Origin of the sequence: Wolbachia endosymbiont (group A) of Urophora cardui, from assembly GCF_964028435.1 — a bacterium.
In the GTDB taxonomy this organism is placed as follows: domain Bacteria; phylum Pseudomonadota; class Alphaproteobacteria; order Rickettsiales; family Anaplasmataceae; genus Wolbachia.
On sequence record NZ_OZ034774.1, the window covers coordinates 1,567,896 to 1,593,762 of the forward strand.

The window sequence follows — 25,867 nt, forward strand, 5'->3', positions numbered from 1 at the left end:
TCTATCTTTGGGTGTCTAGATGAACATCTTTGTACTAGATGAAAACCCAGCAATTGCGGCACAAATGTTATGTGATAAGCATATAGTAAAAATGCCATTAGAAACTGCTCAGTTATTAAGTAATGTTTTTTCAATAGCATTAAAAGTGCCAAATCCTTTAGTCAGCATCACAGACCAGAATATAGAAGTTCCATATAAACTTACTCACAAAAACCACCCTTGTTCTCTATGGGCTAGACACTCAAAAGGAAACTTTAATTGGTTGATAAAGCATGGAAAAGAATTGTGCATAGAGTATAGCTTGCGATACAAAAGAACGCATAAATCCGAAGAAGTTATAGATTGGTGTGATAATAATAAGGATTTGCTAATTTTTCAATCAGCTGATATACAAATTTTTACACAAGCGTTACCTGATCGATATAAATGTAGTAATCCAATAGAAGCCTATAGAGAATATTACCTAAAAGAAAAGATGAGGTTTGCTAAGTGGGAAAAAGGTAGAGAAGCACCAGGTTGGATAATCTGCTACACAATACCACAGCTAATATAGCTCATAAATAAAGAAGCCATCCAAATCGGACATGAAAAAAGCAGGGAAGAGGGCGAAAAACAGGCTAAAATAGCTGTGGCTAAAAATTCACTCAAGGCGGGTGTTTCTATTGATGTTATTGCTGAAATAACAGGGTTTTCTGTTGATTATATTGAGAAAATTCAAGAAAAGAAGTTTTAGCCATAACGTTTTTTTTATTAAACCCTCTATTCTAGTAATTTTAATATTGCAATCCATTCTAATGTCTGTACAATGCCTTTTTTATATAAATACTTAATAGGAGGGGTTAATGCCAACACAGAAAGAGCTTCGGGCTACGATGTCCAAAAAATTACAGGAAGCTATTAAACATCCAGATCCAACAGTTGCTGCCGGGAGGAAGTCAGCTATCAAGAGATGGGTGGGAGTCCTTCAAGATAACTTTATGGAGCACATAAAATACTTTAAGGGTGATAAGTTGAAGTTTTTGCACAATGTATTCCAAGATGAAGGTTGCTGGTCAGGTGTAAGGTTGGATAATGCTGCTTTAGGTCAAAGGTTTACTGAAGAGAAAATAGGTGGAATAGATAATCCACTTCGCAAATATGAGATGGCTTGTAGTTACTGTGTAGTGGATAAAATTCATCCATTCTTTCAAAAAAGATTTGAATTTTACAAGAACAGTTTTCCTCCTGGCACACTTGATGGTAGCGGTAATCCTATAACTGATAAATACATACGAAACTCCCTATTAAATAGCATGAAGAGAAAAGGTGATGTGTTCAACTTCTGGATCGATAGAGAATCTGGGGAATTAAAGAAGTATGATGCAGTAGAAGGCTTTGACAGTGCTGTAAAACTTAAGTGGAGTGAAGGAGTAGAGTATTTTTATAATCATTTAAAAGAAGAAGATAAGGAAAAGAAACTTACAGAAGCTATTATTGCTCTGTCCCGCGTTCAATCTGTTGAGAAAGATGCTCCTATTTTAGATTTTTGTGTAAATAAGATAGTCGATAAAGATACTCTTTTACAGAAATTATTGCAGAAAGATAAGGGAGTATATGCTCTTCTTGCTGAATTAATAGAGTCATGTTTTTTTGATACGGTTCATGATTTGGTACAGTGCTGGTGTTATGAGGAAGCTTCAGCACGAGGTGATCATTCAAAGGAAATACTCTCACAGGATGAGTATGACCTCCTTCTTTACTCACTTTCAAATGTAATGTTGAAAAATCCTGAATCAAATGTTCAAGCTAGATCTCTTATTATGAAGATTTGGAAATGTGACTGCTTTATTGAATACAGAAAGATTTCTGTTAATATTTCTAATTGTATAGTTCCTATACAGGACATGCTTGCAGGGTTAATAATTAACTGGAAACGAGAAGACATTTATAAGTCTGATGAGGAAAAAGAAATAGAGAAAAAAGAAATACTAGATATGATGTTATTTGCTAAAAATAGCTTTCCTGAAAGATTTGAGTTCTTTAAGGGAAGGATAATAAAAAGTCTTAGATTATGTGGTAGAGAAGGTAAAAGAGTAAATGTAGATTACGGTCTGTTTGCGGAAGAATTATTCTCTGAGTTAGAGAAAACAATTTTACCACCTGTAGGTGATGGTCCTTGGAATAATTTACGGTCACGATCTAAAGCTCATGGTAGTAAGAGAACAACTTTGCCAGTTGATGATGGTCCACAGTCTGAGCTTGGAACTCCTAGTGTAAGTGGTGTTTCTTCTTATAAGAAAAAAAGCGTCTTTACGCTTAGTGGTAATAAGTAATCCACTTATGAACTCTTGGTGTTTCTGGTCGTAGTAAATAAGGGGTATTTTGTATGAGTAATGGTGATGGATTTATTAGGAGTTTGGTGGATGGAGATCTTGAAGGATTCAGACAAGGATTTGAATCTTTTTTAGATCAATGTCCATCTTTCTTGTATCATGTGAGTGCAGGTCGTTTCCTTCCTGTATTCTTTTTTAGTATGTTTTCTACTGCACATGATGCTAATATCTTAAATGAAAATGAGAGAGTGTATTTTCGTTTTGATAATCATGGTATTGATACAGGTGGTAGAAATAGAAATACAGGAAATCTAAAAGTCGCTGTTTATCGTGACGGACAGCAAGTTGTCAGATGCTACAGTATTTCTGATCGTCCTAATAGTGATGGGTTGAGGTTCAGTACAAGGGAGAGAAATGCTCTAGTGCGAGAGATTAGACGGCAAAATCCAAATTTAAGGGAAGAAGACTTAAATTTTGAGCAATACAAAGTATGCATGCATGGAAAGGGCAAGAGTCAGGGAGAGGCAATTGCAACAGTATTCGAGGTGATTCGTGAAAAGGATTTTAGAGATAGAGATAAATTTGCCAAGTATTCAGCATCTGAGATTAGTCTTCTTAGACAACTCTTAGGAGATCACGGATTGACAATTCAGGAAATAAAAGGAAGACAACTCAATTACAATCAGCTCAGACAACTTGATAGATCAGTCAAGTTTGCACAGGTAGCACAAGGTCAACAAAGGATTGACAACTTTATGGGAATACTAGCAAATAACCAAAGACAAAATGTAGAACGTAGAATGCACAGGGAAGTTTTGCCATACATCACTGACATCTATGATAATTGCAGACAAGCGCTAGAAAATAATATTGAAAATCGCAGTCAAAAATTTGAGAGTCACGGGTTTTTATTAGGTTTTTTAGCAAATTTTAGTCATCGCTACACAATAGGCATCGATCTTGACTTATCTCCTAGAAACTCACATGTTGCTTTTCTTGTACGTCATCAAGCAGAAAGAGAAAATATTCCTATTGTTATTAATCTTGCTATATTTGACACACCGTCAGATGTTGCATTAAACTGTGCCATAGGCTACGCTGGAAGGTTACACAATTCTTCATTTATACCTATTCATACCACATCAGAGCATACTGTTTGTGTTGGATTAAATTTTAATTTAAATCTAGATCCTTTTAGTGTTGATACAGTAGGGCTTCAACAGGATAGATTTCCTTTAGTACAAAGATTGTTTGAGTATATAGAAGATGAAGAGGTTGGAGAGAATATTAGAGATTTCTTGCTTCAACATCTTCCTGGTGAAATACCAAGAAATGCAGATAATTATAACAGAGTATTTGATTGTATAACTGGTTTTACTTTTGGAAGTAGTGCTTTTGATATACACCCTTTACAACTAGAAGGTGTAGAGGAAGATGAAGTACATATAATAAAGCACACATTTATACATGGTGACCCCAATTTAAGAAAGCGCGCATTGACTATGGTCTTTCATGCTGAAGGTTCTGATATAGTTATACTCCATATTAGAGCTCACGATGCACAACAACAAGGAGCAATCAATTTAGAAAATCTTAATATTAATGGAAATAATGTTCATGTATGGGAAGTTTCATGCACACTTAATGACCAATTTGAGCTAGATATTGATCAACCAAATGACCTTGGTTTATATCACGATTACCAAAATAATAATGCAAATAATTTTCTTGATGGTGATCTTGTACAAGTACCTAATGCTGAAAATGTACATGGTATTTCAGAAAGGGTTATGAATGATGGCTGGAAAAATGTAGGTCAGCATAGAGGATTATTTCAAGAGATCTCTGGAGCATTGATGCCACTTAGGGATGCAATAAATGTTAATAGTGAGGATAAGTTTCGTTCTATACTACATGGTACATTTTATGCTAGTGACGATCCTGATAAAGTGCTTGCTATGTATAAAATTGGTCAAACATATAGTTTGAAAAGGAGGCAGGAAGAAGAAGGAGAAAGGGTAATGCTCACAAGAATTACAGAACAGAGATTAGACCTTTTATTATTAAGACAATCTACGGAGAATGCTCCAGATACTCACCCGATTGTATATGTATTAGGATTTGCTGATAATGCAGAAGAAGTAGCACAAAAGGAGAATAACGCAAAAGATCGAATAAAAGAACTTATGAACAAGCAAAGGGGATATTTGCCTATTACTCCTGGAAATGAGGTGGTTTTATCTTCTGCTGTATTTAATGCAGGTGCACAGAGAGTAGAAGATCTTATATCTATTCCACAAGAACTATATATACATAGGCTTGACCGCAGTACTAGAGGATTAGTGGGACCTGAAAGTGTTATTGATGAAAATCCACCAGAGGGTCTATTATCAGATCAGACTCGTGAAAATTTCAGGCGCTTTTACACGGAAAGAAAACCAGGACAGAACTCTATTTTTTTGCTTGATATAGATGATAATCTGCACGTTCCATTTAGTTACTTGCAAGGTACTAGAGCACAGGTAATAGAAACATTAAAGTCAAGAATAAGGGGAGGTGATAATTCCATTCCTACAGCACAAGAGATAAGAAGACAAATAAGAGATATTCTTGGAAATCAAGGGATAGAAGTAAATGATCTACTTACACTAGAATTTGCGACGAGAAATGAACATTATGATTACTGGCTTCAACAAATTGATATAGCTCACGCTGGAAGATTGCGATATCAGCTTCGTACTGAAGGTAATCACACTTTTGAAGTAGCTAATTTGGCAAGGAATGACGGTAACGAGCACATTGTTAGAGTATTAAATCAATTTAGGGAAAATGAAGAACAACAGCGTTTAACTTTAATCATTACTTTAAATAATACTCATTGGGTTACACTAGTGATTGAACGTCAAAATGGGAACTATGTTGGGTACTATGCTGATTCAACTGCTACTGCTGTTCCAGGTGGTATTACTGATATCATTCAAAATAACTTAGGAAATAATATCAGGATTAATAATGTTTCTGTTAGTCAGCAAACAGATGGTTGGAATTGTGGTTTATGGGCATTAGAAAATGCTAGTGATATTAATCGAGTTCTAAACGAAAATCCTGTTGGGCAAGTGCAGAATATCATAAATATAATACGCGATTTTCTTGGAAGAGGCCACCCAAACAGAGATAGAAATTACTTTCAGAACATAAGAGTGGGCATTTCACAATTATTCAGGAATGATCCGGGATTTCAAGATGTGCAATTGCAAGCATACATTCAAAATAGAGAACAAATTGATCCATTACTACGTACTTATCTAGAATTAGGATATCACAGAGTAGGAGGAGGGTATGGATTAGTAGAAGCACCTATATCGCTTGGTGTTAGTGATTCCAGTAATTTTGGTGACCTGCCACAGTCGAGTTTAGAAGGTCCTGAAGCTAGTCGTGTTTCTGACCTTAGCAAAGGTAAAGGCGGTAAGTAGAGGTAATCGGTAGATGAAAGGAGTGTAACAAAAACCTTATGCATCAAGTAAAGATTGTGAGCAAATTTAAAGAAGTTAAGGTGGGTAACCTGTTTTTTTCTACTTGCAGCAATGTTTCAAAAAGTATATGTGTCGAGTTGGGTAAAGTTGAAGGAGGTTCTTAAATGAGCAACTATTAATTTGGTAGTGTATAACATTAATAAATTTAAATGATGCAACCATTTCCAGCAACAAAAATCAGCTAGCGTGAGAAGATTTTTTCTTGGAATCGCGTGGTCTACCATGTGTACCGTACGAACTTTTTTATACGGTAATTTTATTATACGCTAAAACTAACCACATTAGCCCATTTCACCCACATCTACATACGAACTATTTTGCCTAACTTTATTGCAAAGATTTCAAACTTCTATTTTTATAACCTTATTTTTAAGCTGCTTGTTCTCACAAAGATACGCCCTTTTTTGAAGGAGTAAACAATTGAATTTTTTATAACACTAACTAGCATGGTACTTTCACTAAAATATGTTTTGAAAAAGTTAGTTGACCTGTAAATAGTTCTCTACTAATATTGGCATATATTTGTTTATTCTGCTGAAGTTGCTCTATACAGGTTTGCTGTAAAAACTTCAGCAGTTTCCGTACTCCTTTAAAGCATCATATTCCTATATATTAAATATAGCTGGTGTTCTCAATTTTGTTGATCTATAGTAAAATTGGCTAAAACTTCCAGTAATAAACAACTTTTAACCTAGCAGTACTCACCATAAAAACTTAACAAAAATATGAGTAGTAAAAAGATTATGTTGAAATTAGCTTGACACATACTACACATTCTATATAATATATCCTATATCTAGAGCTAGCAGGTAATATGGGTACAGGGCCAGTAAAATATATTGCAGAACCTATCAGTGAACAAAGCAAACACACTGATGAGCAAAAACTGAAGTGTGACCTAAGTGCTGGACAAGAGTGTTCAGAAATAGGTAGCCCAAAAACAGAAGCAACTGAATTACCAGTAGATAGTTATTATGAATTCATTAAGCGAGATTTATTTTGGGCTGATAGAAGTTTGATAGATGATAAAAAATACTTAGAGGATTTAATAGATGAGTGGCTTATTCATGCACCTAACTTAAAACTGGAAGAGAGTCAAAAAAAGTTAAATCAAAAATTACTCAATAGTATTATAAAAGATTTTAATATGGGGAATTATGACTCATTTTCAAATCTTAAGCAGTTTTTAGAAAGTAACGAGAAAAATAAAGACCTGAAGTACGTTCTTAATCTAAAAAGAGGACATCTAGGAACAACAGTATTGAATGTGTTTGTCGCACACGATGAAGCCATTCATCCTCTTCTCAAAGCTGGTGCTGATTTAAATATGCAGGATAATAAAGGTAAAACACTTTTGCATGATACTGCTATTTATTCCAGTGAGTATGAAGGTCTAAAGTATCTCTTAGATGCAAAAACTGATCCAAATATACAAGATAAAAAAGGTAATACACCTTTACACTATTATGCTGCTAATTGTAATGATTATAGCAGAAAGGTTATGGATTTACTCATAAGCAAAGGAGCTGATTTAAACATAAAAAATAACAATGGAAAAACCCCACTGCAAATTGCAATTGATAGCAACAATATTATGGAGTGTTTTTTAACTGACAACCAAAAAAAGTTAAGAGACCAACTACGTAAAATGGTTAAAGCTACAGATTCTGATGAAGATTGGGATAATCCTTATGGTCCAGGTGTTGAAGATCTGAAAAAATTTTTAGATAAACATAAAAATAACCAAGATGTAAAGATAGTTTTAAATGTTAAGGGTGATAGTTCAATTTGGCCGTTTTGTCAATTTCCTGATGTAAAAGCTTTACTCTTAAAAGCAGGAGCAACTGACTTTGTAGGTAATAAGCAAGATAATTGTGAAAAATGTGATAGTCTCTTGTCAGAGATGTATCAAACAAATCAACTTGCTAAGCTAAATAAGTTTTTGAGTAAGGTAGTAAAAGCTAAAAGCATGATTGAACTACAGGAAGTTGTAAATGAGATTATAGCTTCTGGAATGAGATTAAATTTTGCTAAAGACAAAGATTATTACTTTGCAGATCACGTACTAGAAAAAATTGCTAAGTTAGAAGGAAGCTATGGAATTGCCAGTGATATAGTATGTGCATTAATATCGAGAGGAGCAAAGTTAAAAAACTCAGATAGTTTAAAAGTCATTGATACAATAGAACGAGAGTTTAAAGATCATAAAGCTAATGTAATCAAGGCTCATGTAGAGTACATTAATTATGCTGAAGAATTTTTTAGAGTTGCAAGGGATGCTACCAGTGGTCAACTGTGTGATGGAAAAATCGATAACAGTGTATCTTACTTAGAATACTCAGAGGATAGTATAATAGATGTTGCAAAAATCACAGATAGAACAAGGAATTTAGGAATACCTCAAGGAGAAAAAGGATATGGAAGGAGTGTAATAAAAATTGGCAAAAGTGAGGTAGAAATTATAACCCAAGATGGCATAAGGAATTACACAGATCTTACAGAAGGCAGCGATATAGTATTAACTTTCTATACCAGTTTGGGAAATATAGACGTTAGACTGTATCCTGACGTACAAGATAAAAGCAAAATTATAGTAGAAGTGAGTAATAGAGAGGAAGTATTGGAAAAATTCAAAGGTCATGAAGAAGAATTAGGCGAGGATTGTGCACTTGGTGATTATGATGTCTACTATGCTATTGAACAGGGATATTTTGAAAGGTCTGGAAAATTAATGCATCCTGAAGTAATAAGCGAGTCTAAAAACAAATGGACAGAACGTGAAGAGTTAAGAAGGACTTCTGATCCTAGGAGAGAAGTTTCTAGGTAGATTGATTTGCTAAAAAAGTTGAAGATTATTATTTAAATATAAACTACTATAATTTATAGGTTAAGGAGTTCGTACCAATGTCTTCTAAGAATACTCTTTTATGTTGTTTTTAAGCTGGCTACAAAATGAGGATATGGAACATACAATTGGCTGGGCTGCCTTTTACACTCCAGGTCTACTATTAAAATATGCAGCTAAAATTGGATCATTTTCTACCATTGTTGCACCTAATATGCTAAAATCTTCATCACTTATATTGATTTTCTACATAATTGATTTTGTAACATTTATTTGCTCTTCTATATCAATTTCAACATCTTTTTGTGTGGCCCTTTGTAGTAGCTCCTTTTGCAATAACCTTTTTTAATTTTCTGGCACATACTTTTTTCGATGTTTTTTCATATTGTTGTTTTTATAAACGTTACGACGCTGAGCCGTAAAATTTCTCCCTTTGCTCACTCCACAGCATCGGTATTTCTCTCAAATCAACTAATTTCAAATCTCTTGGCTGTCTCCCATTTACTATGTCTTCTTTAATCTTTGGTGCTAAATAGTTCAACCTCAAAATTTGCTGTATACGTCTTGTACCTATATTAATTTTGGCACTCAGCTCTTTCACACTTTCGTATTTTCCTTCCTCCAGTTGCCGTTTCCACAGGTAGGCTCTTACCACTGCTTTCAGTAGCGCATTATTTGTTTTTCCTTCTGGTTCTACTACTGTGCATTTGTTCCCTTTCTTTTTTATTGGTATAAATTTTTCCTCTGATTCAGAATGCACCTCTATTCCATCTTCTCTCACAAATACTGCTTTTATTAACTTTTTCACTACTTCTTTTTGCTTTCCAAAACTTAAATTTTTCCACTCTTCCGCTTTTTCTTCCCATTTTTCATATAAATCTTCTGCTCTCTTCATTACTTCTTTTTCTACTTCTCCTGCTATTACATTTCGGCTTCCTGATTCACAACCCTTTCCCCTTAAATGATTGTTGCATACGTAATATCGATATCTCTTATTCTCTTTTTTTGAGTATGTCAGCGTCATATTTACATCACAGCTCTTACATTTAATTATTCCCTTTAGTAGCGCTTCCTCATATTTTACTCCTCGATACGGTTGATTACTTATCAATTCTTGTGCTTTTTTCCACTTTTCCTCTTCTATTATTGCTTCATGCTTTCCCTCATACTGTTTGTCATAATGTCTTATCTTTCCCACATATATTGGATTTGTTATTATTCTTCTCACCGTTGCTTTTTTAAAGATATCCGTTTTTGCTTTTGTTCGGTATCCTTCCCTGTTTAACTCTCTTGCCAACTCTGCCATTGACTTCAGCTCCAAATATCTTTCAAATATATGCTGCACTGTTTTTGCTTCTTTTTCATTTATTATTAATTCCTTATCTTTTACATCATACCCAAGCGGTAAAGTTCCTCCCATCCATAAACCTTGTTCTTTTGATGTTGCTATTTTATTTTTTACTCTCTCTACTATCATCTCTCTTTCTAGTTGTGCTGCTCCTGATAATACTGTCTGTACGAATTTTCCCATTGGCGTATTATTGTCAAATATCTGTGTTACTGCTACAAAATTTACTCGGTGCCTTCTAAAAAATGACGTTACTTCTATGCTGTCTTTTGTTTCTCTTGATAACCTATCTAGTGTATATACTACTACACAGTCTATCTCTCCTCCTCTGACATCTTCAAATAATTCCTTTATCGCTGGTCTTTCTAAATTTTTTCCTGAATATCCTCCATCATCGTACTTTTTTGCCAATGCTACCCAGCCTTCTTTGCTCTTTATATACTTTTCACATGCTACTCGCTGGGCATCAAGGCTATTAAACTTCTGCTCGAGACCATCCTCATTTGATTTTCTTGTATATATCGCACATCTTACCTCTTTCAGCATTCTTTCTCCTTATCTCTCATTCCAAATAGAAGCGGCCCATTGTAGCTCATTCCCATTATTTTTCCTGCTACTGCTGACAATGACGTGAAAAATTCTTCTCGGTAGATTAAACCCTTATCTGTCACCATTACCGCATGCGTCTCTTCTCCTCTCTCTAGTATTAATTCTGTTCCTTCTACTGGTAATTTATCGCTACTTATTCTTTTTCCCTTCTCTAGCCGATCTGCCAGATACTCTAGTCTTTTTGTCCCCTTTCTTGACATTTCTCCATACGCTTTTTCCTGCATTCTATAAGCTAATCTTGGTATCAGATATTTCTTTGAGTATCTAGGTGCTTCTTCCACAAATACCTTCTTCCATATTTTTCTCAGCTCATTCAAAGGTTTTTTCTCTAAATTCATTACTTTCTTTTCTATTTCTTTCTCCATATTTTTAGCCCTTCATAAATAGCTTCTCAATTCTGTCTGTTTCTTTCTTTAATACCTCGGTTATCTTTTTGCTATTTTTCGCATAATCCATCGCTGTCATTCCAAATTTATCCGCTTGCTCTATTTCTCCTCCAGCTTTCACTAGCTCCTCCACTATTTCTTTTTCACCTACCATGCACGCAAGGTGTAGAGGTATGCATTTATTTCCATATTCCTCAGCATTTACGTCTGCTCCTGATTTTATCAATTCCCTCACGATTTCTAGACGTTTCTCCGTTACCGCTAGGTGCAGTGCTGTGTGTCCTTCTATATCTTTAGCATTCACATTCGCTCCTTTTTCGACTAATAACTTCACTGTTTTTGCGTCTACCGCATAATGCAGTTCCTTCTCGTCTCTTGCATAAATATTTTCATGTGAGTTCTCTAATAATTCTTCTGCTGACTTATTAAATTTGCCAAACTTTAACATAATTTACCTCACCTTTTCTTTGACCTTTTTTTTAAGCTTTCCTTCTCACCACCTCATCTATCATTTCATTTATCTGGCTTATTATTTTGCTTGCTAAATTTTCACATTCTTCCTTTATTAGTGATTTGTCTCTCTTTCTTATTTCTTCTATCTCTATTATTTTTAGCTCCGGCATGTAGCTTCCATTCAACATGTCTGCTATTTCTCCCACTAGCCCCTCTATTCCATAGCACGTCAGTTCTCTACTTTTTGTTACTCCTCCTTTTTCTCTCAAAAATTTACTTGCCTTTTCACTCTCTTTGCTATCACATAGACGATACTTTTCACTTTCCCAGATGTAATACATTGGTGTTGCACCGTACTTATTCAGTTGATTAACTTCAGCTCCAGCCTTTACCAGCTCTTTTATTATTTCAACTCCTGCTCCTCCTATTTTGCACGCAGAGTGCAGTGGCGTACATCCAGTAACATATTGAGTAGCATTTACTTCTGCTCCTTCTCTTAGCAGCACTTTTACATTTTCTAAACTTTTTGCGAATACTGCACAGTGTAGTGGTGTATAACCATTCTTATCTCTTGCATTTACCTCTGCCCCTTTTTTTATTAATAACCTCACTGTTTTGTAATCAGAGATTTCTACTGCTTGGTGTAATATCGTCTCTCCTTCTTCATTTCTTTTATTAATATCGTTACTTGATACTTCTTTAAAAAACTTACTCTTGCTAAAACTCATTTCATACCTCACAAAATTAGCTTTTCTAGCGTTAGATAAATTTCTTATATTTACCTGCTGCTATTCAAGTCATGTCCGTTTTAGCATGAGAAAGCAAGTCCTTTTCTTTTTATTTCATACACTTTAAACTATTATTAATATAATATATGAGGATCTAAATATAAGTATTTAACTTATTACACATATTGCTTGACTATTTTTCCAACTTCTGTGCAAATGTCGATGTTCGTGCCATTTCAGTACTCCCGGGTAAAACACTAAAATGTGCTTTTCTAATTCGTGTATTGAGTCTTTTTGCTCTGAATATAAGTCGTTTTTATAGTAAATGTTGTGTTCTGCTAAAACATATTTTCTGACCTTCTGATCTGTATAATTTTCTATTTTGTAGTGGTGAGTAACGCTAAACCTTTCTAAAATTGGCTTGTGTTTTAAATTCCAACGTTGCCCTGAAAGTTTATCGTTTCCCAATACAAATTTATTTCCTTCTTCTTCTATTCTACCAACCGGAAAACAGCTATTTATTTCTCCTAATTTCCAGCTATCTGACAGTACAATCTGCGCTTTTGCAAATTTAATCGACGGTAATAAGCTTTGAGTTAGAGGATACAGGGCTTTTAAGTTATACCACTGATGACTTCTTTCATAAATGCCTTTGTAATCCTTTGTGTGAGGCTCTGTTTCCCCAAGCACTGCTACATTCAACCGATATATGTCATTACTAAATGCTTGCTCATAATGAATCCGAAAAGTGCTAAACTTAAAATTTGGATTTAAGCTTTTTAGCTCAAATGTGTTCTTTCTACCGAATGACAGTACTGGTCCATCTTTTTCAATTTTTATCCCCGAGTAATCCGATAACAAACTTCCAAAAAAGCTTTCATCTAAAATAAACCTATCAATGTTGTAGTGGTCATTGAAAATCCTCATTAGCCTTGATCTTGCTGGTAATGACAGCTTTGCCAATTCTACAACTGCATCTACAAAAAAGTCATTTGGCACATCCTTTATTCCAATTTGCAGCTCAAAAAAATGTTTTCCAGGTGGTTCTTCGATAATTGTAATATCTTCTATATTTGCCCATTTTAGTGCTATTTTGAGTGATTCTGGGGTTCCTCTCAGTCTTTGAAACTTTACTCCTTCTACTATCGCTCTTCTTTTATCTTTTACCCAGCGTAGTATCTCCCCCAATTCATATTCCTCAATCAACCACGGCAATGTTTCTTCTTTAAGACTAAACTTAAACCCTCTGATGCAACTTGGATCAACTTTATAATCCGTTGCATCTACTAGCGCTTTTTCCTGTTTTGTTGCATTTGGTGGCAATAACATTAATTCAACTCAATCTCTAAGTTTCTTAAAGCAGCACACTCATTACCTAGCACCACAACATCTTCTTTTGGCTCGATTAATTCTACATTCTCTACACCCTCTACAAATAGGTTTGCTATTATCCAAGATCTTGTTACATTCCATCCTAATCTTTTTGCTAATTCAAACTTCTCAATAAACTGCTTCTTGATTTCTTCCTCTGATATTAAAGGACTTATGCTCATTCTGCTGTGGATATCTACTTCCGTAATATTGCAACCTATCACTGTTACTGTATCGGTTAAAACCCTTATATCATCTCTAGTAACCTGCTTTTTTACAATTTCTAGTAGCTCTTCTGACACTATGCCAGTTATGGATAATTTTGTTGATAAGATTGAAATTTGTACTTTCCCTGGTATAGGTGATTCCACTAGTGCATCTTTTACTCTACTATCTGCTGACAGTGCATAATACCTATAATACTCCTTGCTCCCACATGTGCTCCAGCCTTTTACTTTTGCTTTTACCCTCTTTCTAAATCGTTCGTCATCTTCTTCTTTTTCTCTCTCTACTCCATAAAATTCAGCCAAATTATCAAGATCTTCTCCTATCGCAAATTTAAGTAAATTACCCTTTACAGCTTCGTTTATCCTTTGTCTGAGCAAAAGTTCTCTCCATGCTGCTACCTCCAGAATCTTTATCGCTGGATCACTTTCAACTAATGCTGTAAAACTTGCGTCACGCTTCACCAACTCTTCCCTCATCCGAGACAGAATTTCTTCGAAGTTCAGTGGCTCAATAATGTTAGGCTGCTCCATCTTTATACCACAACTCCATCAAAGCGAATATTTTTTCCACTTGGTAAGTACAATCCTTCTAGGTCAAGCGTTACTTTTCCTTCTTTCACTTCTGTTATTTTTACTTTTTCTAACTTAAATCTTTTTTCCCATTTTTCCAAAGCTTCTGCAGTTGCTGCGTAAATTTCCAAAGTTAAATCCCTATTTATTGGCTTATCTACTAACTCAAATAATCTTGATCCATAATCTCTTCTCATTATTCTACTCTTAATAGGAGTGGTCAGTATATCAATTATTGATTGCTTTAAGTGTTCTAAACCCTCTAGTTCTTTACCTGTTTCTTTGCTCATTCCCTTCATACTGGCTCTGTAAAAACATCAGAACTCCCTCTAATTACTTTAAACCCACATGAAACTATATCTCCTACTCTTCCTATACCAAACCCATTGGCAAATACTGTTTTAGATCCTTCTATTAATATTTTTCCTTCACTAAAACTATCTCCTTGCCTGCAAATTTGCTTACCATTTACAAAAACATTGTTACTGCCGCTAATGCAGAAATGTGGTATAGCTTCTCCACAGTAGTCTCCTAACCTCACTATTCCTTTGTTCAATTTAAGTCGATCCTTTCTGCTTTCAGTTTTATTCCACTTTTTGTCATTTCTATACTTGATCCCCCAGCCTTAAGTGTTATTTTGTCTACTACTTCAATCTCTAAATTATGCTTCTCTTTATCATATAATAATCTTGTCCCATCTTGAAATTTTACACTATTTATTTCTTTTTTATTCTCTGGTGCAGGGTATTTTTCCTGATATATTCCTGCTAACACTACTCCTAATGATAGTTCACCAAGAGGAGAAAATACCATTACTTGTTCATCGATATCTGGCGGAGACCAATCTCTATCTTTTCCTGCTTTGCTCGTTATCCAAGGTAAATAATCTGTTAAAAGTTCTCCTATTTTTACTCTTACTTTTGCTTTGTCATAATCTACCTCTTTTACAAGCCCTATTCGTACAATGTTTGCTAGCTTCCTATTCAGCTCTGAAATCGCAAAACTATGATCCAACATTTATATTTCCTACGTTTATGGTATGTGGCTTAATTTTTCCTTCTTCCCATACTGATTTACCTAAATGAAGCTGATGACTCCAATCAACCATCCACACCAAATATGCATCTAATTCGGGTCTAAATCCATCAGGCTCTGCAGAAAGAAATTCAGCCGGAGATACATTCTTTTCCCAGGTATTCTTGTTCACTACTCTTGCAACCTCAGCAGCTAATGATCTGACAATGAGAGGAGCATTTTCTATTGTGCTATCAACTACTATTCTAGCTTCAAATCTTGCTTTTAGAGCTAATTGTTCAGTACCTGGATCTTTACCTGGTTCTAAACTTGCTAGTTCCACAAACACCGCTGGCGCTACTAATTCTTTTCTTATTGCTGGATAAATTTCACACGTCTGTATTGCTGATATTTCTTCTTTTAACTTAGTGCAGATTGCTTGATGTAAATCTTGCCAATTCATATAGGTGTAATGTAACTTAATTCGCGGTGGAAGAATTTTTCAAATACCTTTTCAACTTCATAATTAACAAGATTCTCTATTATCCTTGAAGCCTCAGGTTCTAGTAGCAACTTAATTTCCTTTATTGGCAGGGCTGTTCTTCCTTCACGTTTAAAAATACCGCTATTTCCTTTTGGCATAACTGCTGCAAATCCTCCTATAAACTCATGCTTTCCTACTTTCGATCCTCTTCTTGTTTTTTGTATTTTGCCAATTGTCGATGCTCTAATGTCATAGAGATTTGCTCTAATTAACACTTCTAATCTGCTAGTTTTCGCCTTAAAAATTCTTAATCTCTTTCTTATCAAACCTAAGTTTATTCTCTTTTCCTCACTGATTTCCTTAGCTGCTTTTGATTTTAGCCATATTGCTGTTTTGTTTAATGCACTCACCATTGCTTTTTCCACTTTTTTCCTTTCAGCATCTATACTTTGTATAATACTACCGGTACGCATTTATACTCCTGACGCTCGAATTTTCCATATCATTCCTGAATTATCTTGCAGCGGTGGAGAATATACTTTATATTTACGGTCACCTATAACAAAAACATCTCCTACTATTGGCCTTAACACATCAAACGCACTTACTTCTAACGCTAAAGTTTCTTCCACAAATTGTCCTTCACCAATCTCGTATAATTTATCTGGCTGTTGCTTTAATACTTGTACCATATATGACTTATCCTTTGACTCATATAAAGCTATCTCCCCTAAATGGATAAGACAATCTTTCAATAACCTCTTTACATTTTCCTGCATACCATTTTCTATTCATTCAAATTCACTTCTAAAGGCTTCTAAAAATATATTGCATCCTTATATTTTTTTAGCATACTCAACACATATTAAAACCATAAGTAGAGTTTTCTACGTGAGGGCTCTACTATGTTGTTACTATTTTTACCAAAACGGACGGACGGTGGCACATTGGCAATGGATTCGACTGCGTATGTAAATCAGTTCCTCTATCAAATCTCCTTGGTTCTTGTTTTGCATATAGTGGCTGTCCAAGAGTATTTACTGTTTCATTAAAATCTGCTGGTGCAAAATATGTTGTAAATGTGCTTGCTGTTCCTAGTGGAAAACAGTGTCCCGTATCTCTTTCTATAAATCTTCTTACGGTTCCTTCAGGATCAGTTGCTTGCCCTCTATATTCCTCAAATGTAATTCCACAAAACGTAAATCCTGACCTCATATCGTTCCTTAGCGCTGCTCCTTCTTGCCATCTCTCATATGCTTCTTTTACTTTAGCATGAGAAGTTAGTGCATCAAAAAACTCAGGACTTACCAAGGCATGAATTCCGGTCATATATTCACCACTTAGATTATCTTCTATATGCCGGAGTACTTCCAGACACTTACGCTTGACATCTGTTGTTGCTGTTCCAAGGGCAAAATTTACTATTTTTGGTGTTATTTCAAATTCGTTGTACAGATTTAGTAATTCTGACCCGTCAGCATCAAGAATAATTCCCTTCAGCGCTCCCATTCGTAAATGCTCTAATGTTATTGCGTGTTTGTTTCTCATTAGCTGTAAATGGTCAGTTATTACGTCTGCCAGCGCTTTCAGTTCACTTTCTGATCCAAATGCCCTTATTCCCTGTACTTCCTCTGGTAACACTACATCATCATGTGGAATATGCGGAACCGTAAATGTTCTTACCTTTCTTTTGCCGCGTTTTCCTACTGTTGCTGGTGCTCCTGGAACTTGTGTTGGTAGTAAACTTAATACTCCGTTTCGCTCTTCTATGGTAATATGTCTAAATCTTACTGACCTACTTGGAAATAAATTTAAATTTTCAACTCGTCCATAATTTATCGGCAATATATTTATCGCATTTGTTAGTGCCGTCATGCTAAATGCTGTATTTGTAAATGGATTTTGCATTTTTCCCCCTTTTGTGTTTTTAATAGTTTTTTTAAGCTCCCTTGCGGATAATGATCCCTCGTCCTTCAAGTTGCTTTATTGCTGCAGTTTTCTGCTCTTCAGTTATATTTGCTGGCCATACAACTGCATGATCTGCTAGCATTGCACCGCGAGCAATAATTACTCCTTTAGCATTTTCCTTTGCGTTTACATCACTTGCAATAACACCTATTGCGGTTTGTGTGCCATCGGTTGCTGTTGGATTCAAGACCCTAATAAAACCATCTTCAGTCTTTTTAGCAACTACTGCACCAAGATTGAGATTCTGTCCTTTGGCAACAATTATTTGATCTCGTGAATATAAATTTGATGCTTCATATTTTAGAAGATCTCCTAAATTATTTGTTTCAGTTATACAATTCATAAAATTTTCTCCTTTACTTTCTACTTTTATTATACTGCGAATATTTTAAATACCTGATTGCGCACGACTTCTTGCTACTTGCATCATCAAATCTTCTCCTAAATTCTGTGGTATTGCACTCAGTATCTCTGTCTTCTTCGTTCTCTCTGCAAGTAATTCCATTAAAACTTCCCTTGCTTGCTCAATACTTACACCCTGCTCAATAAATTCTCCTATTTTCTCTGGCATTCGTGATAAGTTACATAAACGTATTAATTCAACAATTTCAGTACGATACTTAGTTAAATTATCAGTTTCTAGGTCATCAATTTCTAGGTCAGTTGTAATTTGTTTATTCATAGTATTTTCTCCTTTGTTAATAAATTCAAAAAATGTTGTAACTCCATCTGCAAGACCTATTTCCACTGCTTTCTCACCAAAATATAGACCTGCTTCTGTTGATCGAATCTTTTCAATTGAAAGACCTCTATTTCTTGCTATTAGCTGCACAAACATTTCATATAGTCGGTCTACTTCTTTTTGTAAGCTTTCCAGACTTTCAGACGTTATTGGCTCATGTGGGTTTAAATCATTCTTTCGACTACCAGCAAAGATTGTGGTGTACTTAATACCTTGCTTTTCATCAAACCTACTTTGATCTATATGACTTGCTATTACTCCTATACTGCCAACACCAGAAGTTCTGCTCACAAATACCTTTTCAGCGCTTGAAGCTATAGCATATGCAGCAGAGTACGCATCATCATTTGCTATTGCCACAATTCTCTTTTTTGCTCTTGATTCGTAAATAAAATCAGCCAAGTCGAATAAACCGTTTACTTCTCCGCCTGAACTATCTATATCAAGCAGAATAGTTTCTATATCTTTGTTTGATAATGCTTCTTCTACTTCTTCTTGAATTTTCTCATACGATGTCATGCCTAGAAAATCATCAAAAGCTCCTGGTTTTTTGGTTAAAATTCCATGTATTGGTATTATTGCTGTCTTTTCTATATTGTTCTTTACATAGTGTTTTACGTTTTTAAAGATAGGTTGTTTTCCGTTATATAGCGACAACAGGTCAAAGCTTTTTTGCTCTATCATCATCGGCCTACATAGCCAGTTGGTTTGTAAAATTTCCATAAAGTAAACGAGATTTATTTTGTTTGTGTCCTGACATCAGAATCAAAGAAAAGGTTGAAAGAATCAGAACGCTTTTGATCTTCTGCTATTTCTTGGTCAATTTCTTCTACATCGTAACCCATTTCTGATACTACTTCCGATCGACTCTTAAATCCATTCCTTACTGCCATTTGCTGTGCTTGCTGGTCTTTCAGTGGATCCACCCAATCAAATCCCTGTGGTATCCATTTTACTTCTTCTTTCGCTGCTTTTGCCACTTTTTCATCTATACAGAGTTCTCCACACAGTACTGCTAACTCTAGCCATCTATTCCATACTGGTCTGCAAAATTGAAATACCATAATGTTGTGTTGCAGCATAGCGCATCTACGACGAAACTCTATCAGTCCTGCTCTGATTGATGAATAATTAACACCCGTTAAATCTCCTGTTAGTTGCTCATATGTTATCCCTGTGCCTATTGCTATTGCCCTCAGTTGCTGTCTCATGAATGCTTCATAACTTCCTCCAACATCAGACGGCTCTGAAAATTTTATGTCTTCTCCTGGGTCTAAAAGCTGCATAGTTCCTGGCTCTAAACCTGATAGTGCTACTCCTTGCTCATTACTTTCACCTTCTCCTAAAATATTTGCTTCTGGATCAAGTCTCGTAATAAACCCTGCAAACATTGCTGCAGTCTTTTTTCGTACTAATTCTGCATCATCGTACTGGTCAAGTTCGTAAAGCTTCAAAAGCACGTTAGAAAGCCAAGGCTCCCCTCTAATTTGTCCAGGTCTTAATGGTCTATAAATATGTAAAACATCATTTGCCGGTACTCTAACTGACTCTCCAAATGAGCCTTCTCCTGGGTGCTCTCTAAATAAATAATATGCTTCTCTTTGCCCAAGCCTATTAAACTCAATCCCGCTTCTTATTACATTACCATTTCCTAAAGTTTGATTTGTTTTATTATCTAAATGTTCAGACTCAAGCACTTGCAGTTGTAATGGCACAGAAAATCTATCTTCCAGCCTTCTCGTTCTTAAACGTACAAAACATTCTCCTCCCTCTATCATACTTCTGCATACTAGAGCTTGTAATCCATAAAAATCACTTATTCCACAGCTATCTGCTTCGTCTGTCCAACGTAGCCATAATTCTTGTACTTTCTTTCGAAATTCTGCATTCCTTGCTTTTGATTGTGGTTTTATTCCTGTTCCAATAGAGTTACTTACTATTGTATCAATAATATTTGCTGCATATGGATTTTTTCTTACCATATCACGAGAGCGGCTACGCAAGTGCTCAAGGCTTTGAGAAAGCAAATTATTTATGCTTCCTGCTTCTCCTTGCCAATACATTACCCTTCTTCCTGAGCCTGCTGCATCCCATGCAGAACTTTTGATTTTTGGCTTGCCAAATAATTGTTTGAAGGTTTTTAACATCCTGATAACCAAAATTCTCTTAATTCTTTCAAAGTTCCGTTAAATTTGTTTCTGTCACATTTTCCGATTCCTTCTACTTCATGCGGCTTTGCTCCTGTTTGACCGTCGGTATATTGCCATAGAGTCCAGTTCCTCCATCCTATTGGTAATGTCAGTTTTGTTCCCCATTTTGCTAACCATAGTGGACATTCTGTTAAAGTTGGGGTGGCAAAATCCTTGAGAAAACTAGGGCTTCCATAAATTAACGGCAAACGTCCGGTTACTAAATAGACCCTATTTACAAAGTCCTCTGCTTGTTTTGGCATTATGCTTTTTCCATCTTTGTTTTCCTCAATGTCAAGGGCTAACAATATATTTGAACTATCACCAATTGTTTCGAGAAAATGCTCAGCTTGGTCTTTGCCGCTTTTTTCCCCGACACCAAAATGGTATGCACCCCAAAGCAATTCCTCTTTTTCAGCGGCTTTTTTCCTTTTTGTATATTCAGGATCTACGTACTTTACCCCCTGGGTGGCTTTGTGAATTATGCCTACTATGCCATCTTCTTTTGTTAATCTAAAATCTATCTCCTGATTCCAGTGCGACAAATCTATTACTGCATTTATAAGCATACCTGGTGTAGCGGTAGCTATCATATACCTCAAATGCTCTAGAAAATCTGGGTATCCATTTTCTATCATGCAACTTCTCATACCACTCCTTTATTCGTTGAAATAACAATCTTTCTTTTTGGTTTTTGACCTTCAACCTTGAGCTCAGCCTTGATTCTTTGTCTTAAGTTTAAAAGATCGTTTATTTGCACTTCAGCATATCTCACAACATGGTCACCATATGCAATTGATACTACTCGCTCTCCGCTTTGCAGCTTCTTTATTGCTTGTTCAACTTGAAACAAATACTCTTCGTTATACATTTTTCAACCACTTACTCTGTCTTACTTTTTTAGGTTTTTTACTTTCCATTTTCCCACTCAAACTATTCCATTTACTCTCTGGCCATCGATCGATTCCAAGCGCAATAGATGCAGCTCTCGCATAAATTCGGCAATCTAGTACTTCATTTCTTTCTCTTACCTTTTGCCACTCTTGTTTGGTATATCCTTTTACCACTTTGCTGACTAATTGCTCTGCTGTTAGCTGCTTAAAATATTCAGGTGCATACTCAGGAAAATGACAGTATCCTGCTGGAGCTTCTTCACCTTCTTTTAAAACATTAAGTAATTGAAAAAGCTCTGACTTTAATATCGATACTCCTGCTGGCCAGAGCTTTATTCCTCTTTTCAGCTTTTGCCCTCCAACTGTTATATCTACTCTACTTGGGCTGCTAAGTGGTACTAGTGCTTTATTTACACCTTTGACTGCCATTACTCTTCCAGAGCCTTGATGGCCTCTTACCCAATTGTATACTTCTTGTGTTGCATATCCAGCATCTACTGCCATCATACTTATCATATACTCAAGCCCATTTTCACCGATAAAATGATGACTTAGAAGCTCCGAAAGCTTTCCCCATACTTCTACTCTTCCAGTATCACCTTCAAATACTCGGTAGTCTATTGACCAACTTTCGCGGCTTTTTCCCCATGCTACAACTTCTACTTCTAACCGATCTTTTTGTACATCTACTCCTGCTGTGAGAACTACTTCACCCTTTGGTACTGTGCCAATTTGATAAGATTCTCTCCTGTTAAATAATTGCTTCCAATCTGGTACTTCTCCTTTATCTACCCAAGTTTCTCCAAGCGTTGTATTTATCCAAACCTTTAACAATTGCTCACTTTCTTTACTATGCAGAAAATCCTCTACTGCTTGATTCCAACTATACCAGCCAACAGGACTATAAAGACTTGATAGATGAAAACCTGCTATTTTGTTACTTGAGGTTTGATTTGTAGCTCTCCATTCTCCACGTTCAAGCATTTCTGTCTTTTGATGATTTTCTATTTTGCCACTACATTCAGTGCAGACATAATGTGCTGTTTTTGCATCATTGTTCTCCCACTTTATTTGTGACCATTTTAGAACTTGATAGTAATTACAATGCGGACAGGGAACAAAAAAATATCTCTTATCTGTTGCTTCAAATTCTTTCTCAATTCTGCTTATTCCATGAATCGTTGGTGTTGATACTAAAAAAATCTTTCGCCGTGCAAATGTATTGGTACGAGCTATGCTGAGCAGTACTGGATCTCCTTCTCCTCCTGAGTCTCCTGGATATGCATCTATTTCATCAAGAAAGAGGTATTTTACTGGCATAGAGCGAAGTCCTACACTGCTATTTGCTCCAGTTATTACTACTATTCCACCTGGAAATTCCTTACTTTGTACAGTATTTCCTGAATCTCTTGATCTTGGGTCTTTTACTTTACTTTTTAAACATGGTGTACTTTCAATAAGTGGCGCAAATCTTCCTTTTGACCAACGCTTTCCCATTTCAACTGTTGGCTGTACTACTAGCATTGGCCCTGGTGTTTGATCGATAATATAGCCAATCCAGTTATTTCCAGCCTCTGTTCCTCCAATTTGTGCTCCTTTCATGAATACCACTTTTTCTACTGGCGAGGACGGAGATAGTGAATCCATGATTTCTTTAAGGTATGGTGTTCTCTCTGTTCTCCATTTTCCTGGCTCTGATGCTGCAGTTGCTGCTAAAACTCGATACTCATTTGCCCACTCTGACACCTTAAGCTCTGGATCTGGTTTCAAACCTTCAGAAAAAGATGTGGCGTATATCATTGTATGCATCTACTCATAACTGGTTCTATCTCGACATCATTAACAATAGAACTACACTCCTCAACAATAGAACTACACTTCTCCATCTCCATAAACATCTTTTTCTGAAATTTGTTTTCTATATATCTTCTGCTCATCTCACTTATCATTAGTGCTATAATAATCGCAAATATCCCTGTTGTTGTTGCAAAAATGATTGCACTGCTTATTGTTGTTGCTGTTAACCCTATATATACCGCTATTGCTACTGCACTTACTGAGGTAAAAACACAGATCGCACTTATATGTTAAAAACAAGTTCATAAATATTACAAAGTGGTAATATTAAGAACATGCAGAGAAGAGGAACCGTAGATCGCCTTGGTCATAAAGGACCGTAATTTAGCAAGGTTCTCTTCCCTGATTATTTACTGAAAAGTTCCGAACAACTGATTGAGCTTTTAGGCTCGTATATAAGGGTGGAAAATGCAGTATTACATGTTATTCTATGGAGGAATTATGAATTTATCAAATATCATTGCTGGCATTGATGTTAGCAAAAATAAACTAGATATCCACATTCATCCACTTGGACATTATAAAGTATTTGAAAATAACGTTCAAGCTATTGATCAAATACTCGACTTTCTGCATTTACATAATGTAATCAAAGTTGGACTTGAAGCAACTGGTGGGTACGAAAAATTATGTGCTTATACTTTACTAAGCCATGGTTTCGAAGTATATGTAATTCAACCTAGATGGGTGAGAGACTATGCAAAAAGCCTTGGTATTGCTACTAAAACTGATAAAATAGACTGCAGCATTATCTCACGTTATATTAATAATACAGATATGCGCGTTACTCCTTTAAAAGTTAGTAATGTTGACTTCTTGAGGCAAAAGCTATCTCGTAGAAATCAACTAGTAGAAATGGCAAAAATACAAAAAACTCAAGCTCATCAAGTAACTGATATATCCATAATCAAACAAATGGAAGAGCTACTTGTCATATTACAGAATCAAATTCAAGTTTTAGAAGATGAGATGATTGAGTTGATTGAACAAAGTCAAGAGCTTAAAAAAAAATACATATCAATAACTAGTATACCAGGTGTAAGTAAAATCACAGCTATTACTATTATTTGTTATCTGCCAGAATTAGGAACTCTTCAAAGAAAGCAAATATCTAGCATTGCCGGAGTTGCACCTTTTAATCGAGACAGTGGTTTTAATAAAGGAAAAAGGTGCATTCAAGGCGGTAGGTCACAAATTAGAACAGTCTTGTATATGTGTATTCTTAGTGCGCGGAAATGGAATTCTTTCATAAAAACTTTTTTTGATAGGTTACATAATCAATATAAAAAACCATATAAAGTTGCTTCCACTGCTGCTATGAGAAAGTTACTTTTACTTGCTAACTCTTTAGTAAGAGATGACAGGGTTTTTACTGAGGAATACAGCCCTAAGTCTGCTTAGATCCAACACTAGCAGATTAGTGTGGATGTGGATAAGTGCGCTTACACAGACTGAAAGCACTTATCCACATCCACACTTTTTAAAAGAATTTAAATCAAATATTACAACTTATTTTTCCAACAGTTGCTGGTGCTCCTGGAACTTGAGTTGGAAGTAGTGCTAAAAAACCGTTTTGTTCTTCAATGGCAATATGGCGAAACCTTACTGATTTACTCGGAAAAAGTTTTAAACTTTCAGTTCGACCAAAACTAATTGGTAAAATATTAATAGCTCCAGTTAATGCTATCATATTGAATGCTGGATTTGAAAGTGGATTTTGCATAATGTTTAGCTCCTATTAAAAATTAATATAAAATTCAGATTCCTTTACGGACAATAATACCCCTCTCTTCAAGTTGTTTTATTGCTGCTGTTTCTTGCTCTTCAGTTATATTTGCTGGCCAGACAATTGCATGATCAGCAAGTAAAGCTACGCGAGTAATGATTACTGCTTTAATATCTGCATCTTTACTATTTACATCGTTTATAATCACACCTATTGCTGTTTGAGTACCATCTGTGCCTAGCGGATTTAGAGCTCTTATAAAGCCCCCATCATCTGTCTTTTTGCTAACCACTGCTTCAAGCTTTAGGTTTTGTCCCTTAGCAACAGTAATTTGGTCACGTGAGTATAGATTTGATGCCTCATATTTTAAGAGGTCACCAAGATTATTTGGTTCAGTTATACAAGACATGTTTTTCTCCTGGAAATTTTGGCTGATAAAGTTATTAATTTTGTTTTTTCCGCTGAATTTGTAGTTGCTATAGTCCGCGGAATAGCTTTAGCTTTGTAGGTTTATATATTTTGTCGTGCCTTGGCTGCCTGCATCAATAAATCCTCCGAAATTACGTAAAATATGTTAAAAGCATCTTTGGCTTTATAGCCCACCAAGTAAAA

26 protein-coding genes and 1 pseudogene are annotated in these 25,867 nt (G+C 35.5%); 5 read left to right on the plus strand and 22 right to left on the minus strand.

Annotation, left to right across the window (positions count from 1 at the left end; genetic code table 11):
* Window positions 1-19: 19 nt before the first annotated feature.
* From ABWU38_RS07590 to ABWU38_RS07605, 4 genes are all read left to right on the plus strand, one after another.
* On the plus strand, window positions 20-553 hold the full coding sequence (locus ABWU38_RS07590) for a pyrimidine dimer DNA glycosylase/endonuclease V (RefSeq protein ID WP_253307348.1): 534 nt from the start codon (window positions 20-22) through the stop codon (window positions 551-553).
* A 289-nt stretch (window positions 554-842) separates the two neighbouring features.
* On the plus strand, window positions 843-2,312 hold the full coding sequence (locus ABWU38_RS07595) for a cytoplasmic incompatibility factor CifA (protein WP_353272791.1): 1,470 nt from the start codon (window positions 843-845) through the stop codon (window positions 2,310-2,312).
* Between the two features lie 53 nt (window positions 2,313-2,365).
* A complete protein-coding gene (locus ABWU38_RS07600; protein ID WP_353272792.1) occupies window positions 2,366-5,785 on the plus strand; it encodes a cytoplasmic incompatibility factor CifB in 3,420 nt (1,139 codons plus the stop codon).
* 874 nt (window positions 5,786-6,659) lie between these two features.
* On the plus strand, window positions 6,660-8,672 hold the full coding sequence (locus ABWU38_RS07605; RefSeq protein ID WP_264375406.1) for an ankyrin repeat domain-containing protein: 2,013 nt from the start codon (window positions 6,660-6,662) through the stop codon (window positions 8,670-8,672).
* A 421-nt stretch (window positions 8,673-9,093) separates the two neighbouring features.
* Here the strand turns inward: ABWU38_RS07605 and ABWU38_RS07610 are convergent, their stop codons facing one another.
* The 20 genes from ABWU38_RS07610 to ABWU38_RS07705 form a co-directional block, all read right to left on the minus strand.
* Window positions 9,094-10,584: a recombinase family protein gene (locus ABWU38_RS07610; RefSeq protein WP_353272729.1), complete on the minus strand. Its 1,491-nt coding sequence runs from the start codon at window positions 10,582-10,584 to the stop codon at window positions 9,094-9,096.
* Complete coding sequence (locus tag ABWU38_RS07615; RefSeq protein WP_230609237.1) at window positions 10,578-11,012, minus strand: DUF2924 domain-containing protein; 435 nt, start codon at window positions 11,010-11,012, stop codon at window positions 10,578-10,580. The genes ABWU38_RS07610 and ABWU38_RS07615 overlap by 7 nt, the downstream gene beginning before the upstream one ends.
* Window positions 11,013-11,016: 4 nt before the next feature.
* The gene (locus ABWU38_RS07620) at window positions 11,017-11,481 is read right to left on the minus strand and encodes an ankyrin repeat domain-containing protein (protein WP_264375263.1); all 465 of its coding nucleotides are present in this window, start codon (window positions 11,479-11,481) and stop codon (window positions 11,017-11,019) included.
* 31 nt (window positions 11,482-11,512) lie between these two features.
* Window positions 11,513-12,214, minus strand: a complete 702-nt coding sequence (locus tag ABWU38_RS07625) for an ankyrin repeat domain-containing protein (RefSeq protein WP_230609234.1) — start codon at window positions 12,212-12,214, stop codon at window positions 11,513-11,515.
* A gap of 168 nt (window positions 12,215-12,382) precedes the next feature.
* Window positions 12,383-13,543 (minus strand): phage tail protein, encoded by a 1,161-nt coding sequence (locus tag ABWU38_RS07630; RefSeq protein WP_230609232.1) that lies wholly within the window; start codon window positions 13,541-13,543, stop codon window positions 12,383-12,385.
* A complete protein-coding gene (locus tag ABWU38_RS07635) occupies window positions 13,543-14,343 on the minus strand; it encodes a baseplate J/gp47 family protein (protein WP_019078515.1) in 801 nt (266 codons plus the stop codon). The genes ABWU38_RS07630 and ABWU38_RS07635 overlap by 1 nt, the downstream gene beginning before the upstream one ends.
* 2 nt (window positions 14,344-14,345) lie before the next feature.
* On the minus strand, window positions 14,346-14,681 hold the full coding sequence (locus ABWU38_RS07640; protein ID WP_019078516.1) for a GPW/gp25 family protein: 336 nt from the start codon (window positions 14,679-14,681) through the stop codon (window positions 14,346-14,348).
* A complete protein-coding gene (locus ABWU38_RS07645) occupies window positions 14,678-14,938 on the minus strand; it encodes a PAAR domain-containing protein (RefSeq protein WP_172758482.1) in 261 nt (86 codons plus the stop codon). The genes ABWU38_RS07640 and ABWU38_RS07645 overlap by 4 nt, the downstream gene beginning before the upstream one ends.
* A complete protein-coding gene (locus tag ABWU38_RS07650; RefSeq protein ID WP_230609229.1) occupies window positions 14,935-15,399 on the minus strand; it encodes a phage baseplate assembly protein V in 465 nt (154 codons plus the stop codon). Before ABWU38_RS07650 ends, ABWU38_RS07645 begins: the two co-directional genes overlap by 4 nt.
* On the minus strand, window positions 15,386-15,859 hold the full coding sequence (locus tag ABWU38_RS07655) for a hypothetical protein (RefSeq protein ID WP_264374883.1): 474 nt from the start codon (window positions 15,857-15,859) through the stop codon (window positions 15,386-15,388). The genes ABWU38_RS07650 and ABWU38_RS07655 overlap by 14 nt, the downstream gene beginning before the upstream one ends.
* Window positions 15,856-16,353: a phage tail protein gene (locus tag ABWU38_RS07660; RefSeq protein ID WP_230609226.1), complete on the minus strand. Its 498-nt coding sequence runs from the start codon at window positions 16,351-16,353 to the stop codon at window positions 15,856-15,858. Before ABWU38_RS07660 ends, ABWU38_RS07655 begins: the two co-directional genes overlap by 4 nt.
* Window positions 16,354-16,659: a hypothetical protein gene (locus ABWU38_RS07665; protein WP_264377128.1), complete on the minus strand. Its 306-nt coding sequence runs from the start codon at window positions 16,657-16,659 to the stop codon at window positions 16,354-16,356. It abuts the gene before it with no gap.
* A gap of 124 nt (window positions 16,660-16,783) precedes the next feature.
* Window positions 16,784-17,788, minus strand: coding sequence for a major capsid protein (locus tag ABWU38_RS07670; protein ID WP_264376214.1), 1,005 nt, complete (start codon window positions 17,786-17,788; stop codon window positions 16,784-16,786).
* A 31-nt stretch (window positions 17,789-17,819) separates the two neighbouring features.
* Window positions 17,820-18,191, minus strand: a complete 372-nt coding sequence (locus ABWU38_RS07675; protein ID WP_353272730.1) for a head decoration protein — start codon at window positions 18,189-18,191, stop codon at window positions 17,820-17,822.
* A 45-nt stretch (window positions 18,192-18,236) separates the two neighbouring features.
* Entirely contained in the window at window positions 18,237-19,313 is a 1,077-nt protein-coding gene (locus tag ABWU38_RS07680; RefSeq protein WP_264374880.1) for a S49 family peptidase, read from the minus strand.
* A gap of 14 nt (window positions 19,314-19,327) precedes the next feature.
* Entirely contained in the window at window positions 19,328-20,737 is a 1,410-nt protein-coding gene (locus ABWU38_RS07685) for a phage portal protein (protein ID WP_230609218.1), read from the minus strand.
* Window positions 20,731-21,417, minus strand: a complete 687-nt coding sequence (locus tag ABWU38_RS07690) for a glycoside hydrolase family 25 protein (protein WP_264707985.1) — start codon at window positions 21,415-21,417, stop codon at window positions 20,731-20,733. The genes ABWU38_RS07685 and ABWU38_RS07690 overlap by 7 nt, the downstream gene beginning before the upstream one ends.
* Before the next feature lie 8 nt (window positions 21,418-21,425).
* Complete coding sequence (locus ABWU38_RS07695; protein WP_230609214.1) at window positions 21,426-21,650, minus strand: gpW family protein; 225 nt, start codon at window positions 21,648-21,650, stop codon at window positions 21,426-21,428.
* Complete coding sequence (locus tag ABWU38_RS07700) at window positions 21,643-23,472, minus strand: phage terminase large subunit family protein (protein WP_264686021.1); 1,830 nt, start codon at window positions 23,470-23,472, stop codon at window positions 21,643-21,645. Before ABWU38_RS07700 ends, ABWU38_RS07695 begins: the two co-directional genes overlap by 8 nt.
* Entirely contained in the window at window positions 23,469-23,621 is a 153-nt protein-coding gene (locus ABWU38_RS07705) for a hypothetical protein (protein WP_353272731.1), read from the minus strand. Before ABWU38_RS07705 ends, ABWU38_RS07700 begins: the two co-directional genes overlap by 4 nt.
* A gap of 349 nt (window positions 23,622-23,970) precedes the next feature.
* Between ABWU38_RS07705 and ABWU38_RS07710 the strand changes: the two genes are divergently transcribed.
* Window positions 23,971-24,930, plus strand: coding sequence for an IS110 family transposase (locus ABWU38_RS07710; RefSeq protein ID WP_253308968.1), 960 nt, complete (start codon window positions 23,971-23,973; stop codon window positions 24,928-24,930).
* A gap of 112 nt (window positions 24,931-25,042) precedes the next feature.
* Here ABWU38_RS07710 and ABWU38_RS07715 read toward each other — a convergent pair.
* Window positions 25,043-25,252: pseudogene (locus ABWU38_RS07715) on the minus strand (major capsid protein); the annotation flags it as partial.
* Window positions 25,253-25,286: 34 nt separating this feature from the next.
* Window positions 25,287-25,664, minus strand: a complete 378-nt coding sequence (locus ABWU38_RS07720) for a head decoration protein (protein WP_353272463.1) — start codon at window positions 25,662-25,664, stop codon at window positions 25,287-25,289.
* Between the last annotated feature and the right edge of the window lie 203 nt (window positions 25,665-25,867).

Coding starts and splice junctions, on each gene's coding strand:
- ABWU38_RS07680 (WP_264374880.1), bottom strand. CDS start 19,313: ATGGAAATTTTACAAACCAACTGGCTATGTAGGCCGATGATGATAGAG.
- ABWU38_RS07600 (WP_353272792.1), top strand. CDS start 2,366: ATGAGTAATGGTGATGGATTTATTAGGAGTTTGGTGGATGGAGATCTT.
- ABWU38_RS07620 (WP_264375263.1), bottom strand. CDS start 11,481: ATGTTAAAGTTTGGCAAATTTAATAAGTCAGCAGAAGAATTATTAGAG.
- ABWU38_RS07690 (WP_264707985.1), bottom strand. CDS start 21,417: ATGATAGAAAATGGATACCCAGATTTTCTAGAGCATTTGAGGTATATG.
- ABWU38_RS07610 (WP_353272729.1), bottom strand. CDS start 10,584: ATGCTGAAAGAGGTAAGATGTGCGATATATACAAGAAAATCAAATGAG.
- ABWU38_RS07615 (WP_230609237.1), bottom strand. CDS start 11,012: ATGGAGAAAGAAATAGAAAAGAAAGTAATGAATTTAGAGAAAAAACCT.
- ABWU38_RS07655 (WP_264374883.1), bottom strand. CDS start 15,859: ATGAATTGGCAAGATTTACATCAAGCAATCTGCACTAAGTTAAAAGAA.
- ABWU38_RS07700 (WP_264686021.1), bottom strand. CDS start 23,472: ATGATATACGCCACATCTTTTTCTGAAGGTTTGAAACCAGATCCAGAG.
- ABWU38_RS07665 (WP_264377128.1), bottom strand. CDS start 16,659: ATGCAGGAAAATGTAAAGAGGTTATTGAAAGATTGTCTTATCCATTTA.
- ABWU38_RS07590 (WP_253307348.1), top strand. CDS start 20: ATGAACATCTTTGTACTAGATGAAAACCCAGCAATTGCGGCACAAATG.
- ABWU38_RS07650 (WP_230609229.1), bottom strand. CDS start 15,399: ATGTTGGATCATAGTTTTGCGATTTCAGAGCTGAATAGGAAGCTAGCA.
- ABWU38_RS07705 (WP_353272731.1), bottom strand. CDS start 23,621: ATGATAAGTGAGATGAGCAGAAGATATATAGAAAACAAATTTCAGAAA.
- ABWU38_RS07605 (WP_264375406.1), top strand. CDS start 6,660: ATGGGTACAGGGCCAGTAAAATATATTGCAGAACCTATCAGTGAACAA.
- ABWU38_RS07685 (WP_230609218.1), bottom strand. CDS start 20,737: ATGTTAAAAACCTTCAAACAATTATTTGGCAAGCCAAAAATCAAAAGT.
- ABWU38_RS07695 (WP_230609214.1), bottom strand. CDS start 21,650: ATGTATAACGAAGAGTATTTGTTTCAAGTTGAACAAGCAATAAAGAAG.
- ABWU38_RS07675 (WP_353272730.1), bottom strand. CDS start 18,191: ATGAATTGTATAACTGAAACAAATAATTTAGGAGATCTTCTAAAATAT.
- ABWU38_RS07595 (WP_353272791.1), top strand. CDS start 843: ATGCCAACACAGAAAGAGCTTCGGGCTACGATGTCCAAAAAATTACAG.
- ABWU38_RS07635 (WP_019078515.1), bottom strand. CDS start 14,343: ATGGAGCAGCCTAACATTATTGAGCCACTGAACTTCGAAGAAATTCTG.
- ABWU38_RS07710 (WP_253308968.1), top strand. CDS start 23,971: ATGAATTTATCAAATATCATTGCTGGCATTGATGTTAGCAAAAATAAA.
- ABWU38_RS07625 (WP_230609234.1), bottom strand. CDS start 12,214: ATGAGTTTTAGCAAGAGTAAGTTTTTTAAAGAAGTATCAAGTAACGAT.
- ABWU38_RS07660 (WP_230609226.1), bottom strand. CDS start 16,353: ATGCGTACCGGTAGTATTATACAAAGTATAGATGCTGAAAGGAAAAAA.
- ABWU38_RS07720 (WP_353272463.1), bottom strand. CDS start 25,664: ATGTCTTGTATAACTGAACCAAATAATCTTGGTGACCTCTTAAAATAT.
- ABWU38_RS07670 (WP_264376214.1), bottom strand. CDS start 17,788: ATGCAAAATCCATTTACAAATACAGCATTTAGCATGACGGCACTAACA.
- ABWU38_RS07640 (WP_019078516.1), bottom strand. CDS start 14,681: ATGAAGGGAATGAGCAAAGAAACAGGTAAAGAACTAGAGGGTTTAGAA.
- ABWU38_RS07630 (WP_230609232.1), bottom strand. CDS start 13,543: ATGTTATTGCCACCAAATGCAACAAAACAGGAAAAAGCGCTAGTAGAT.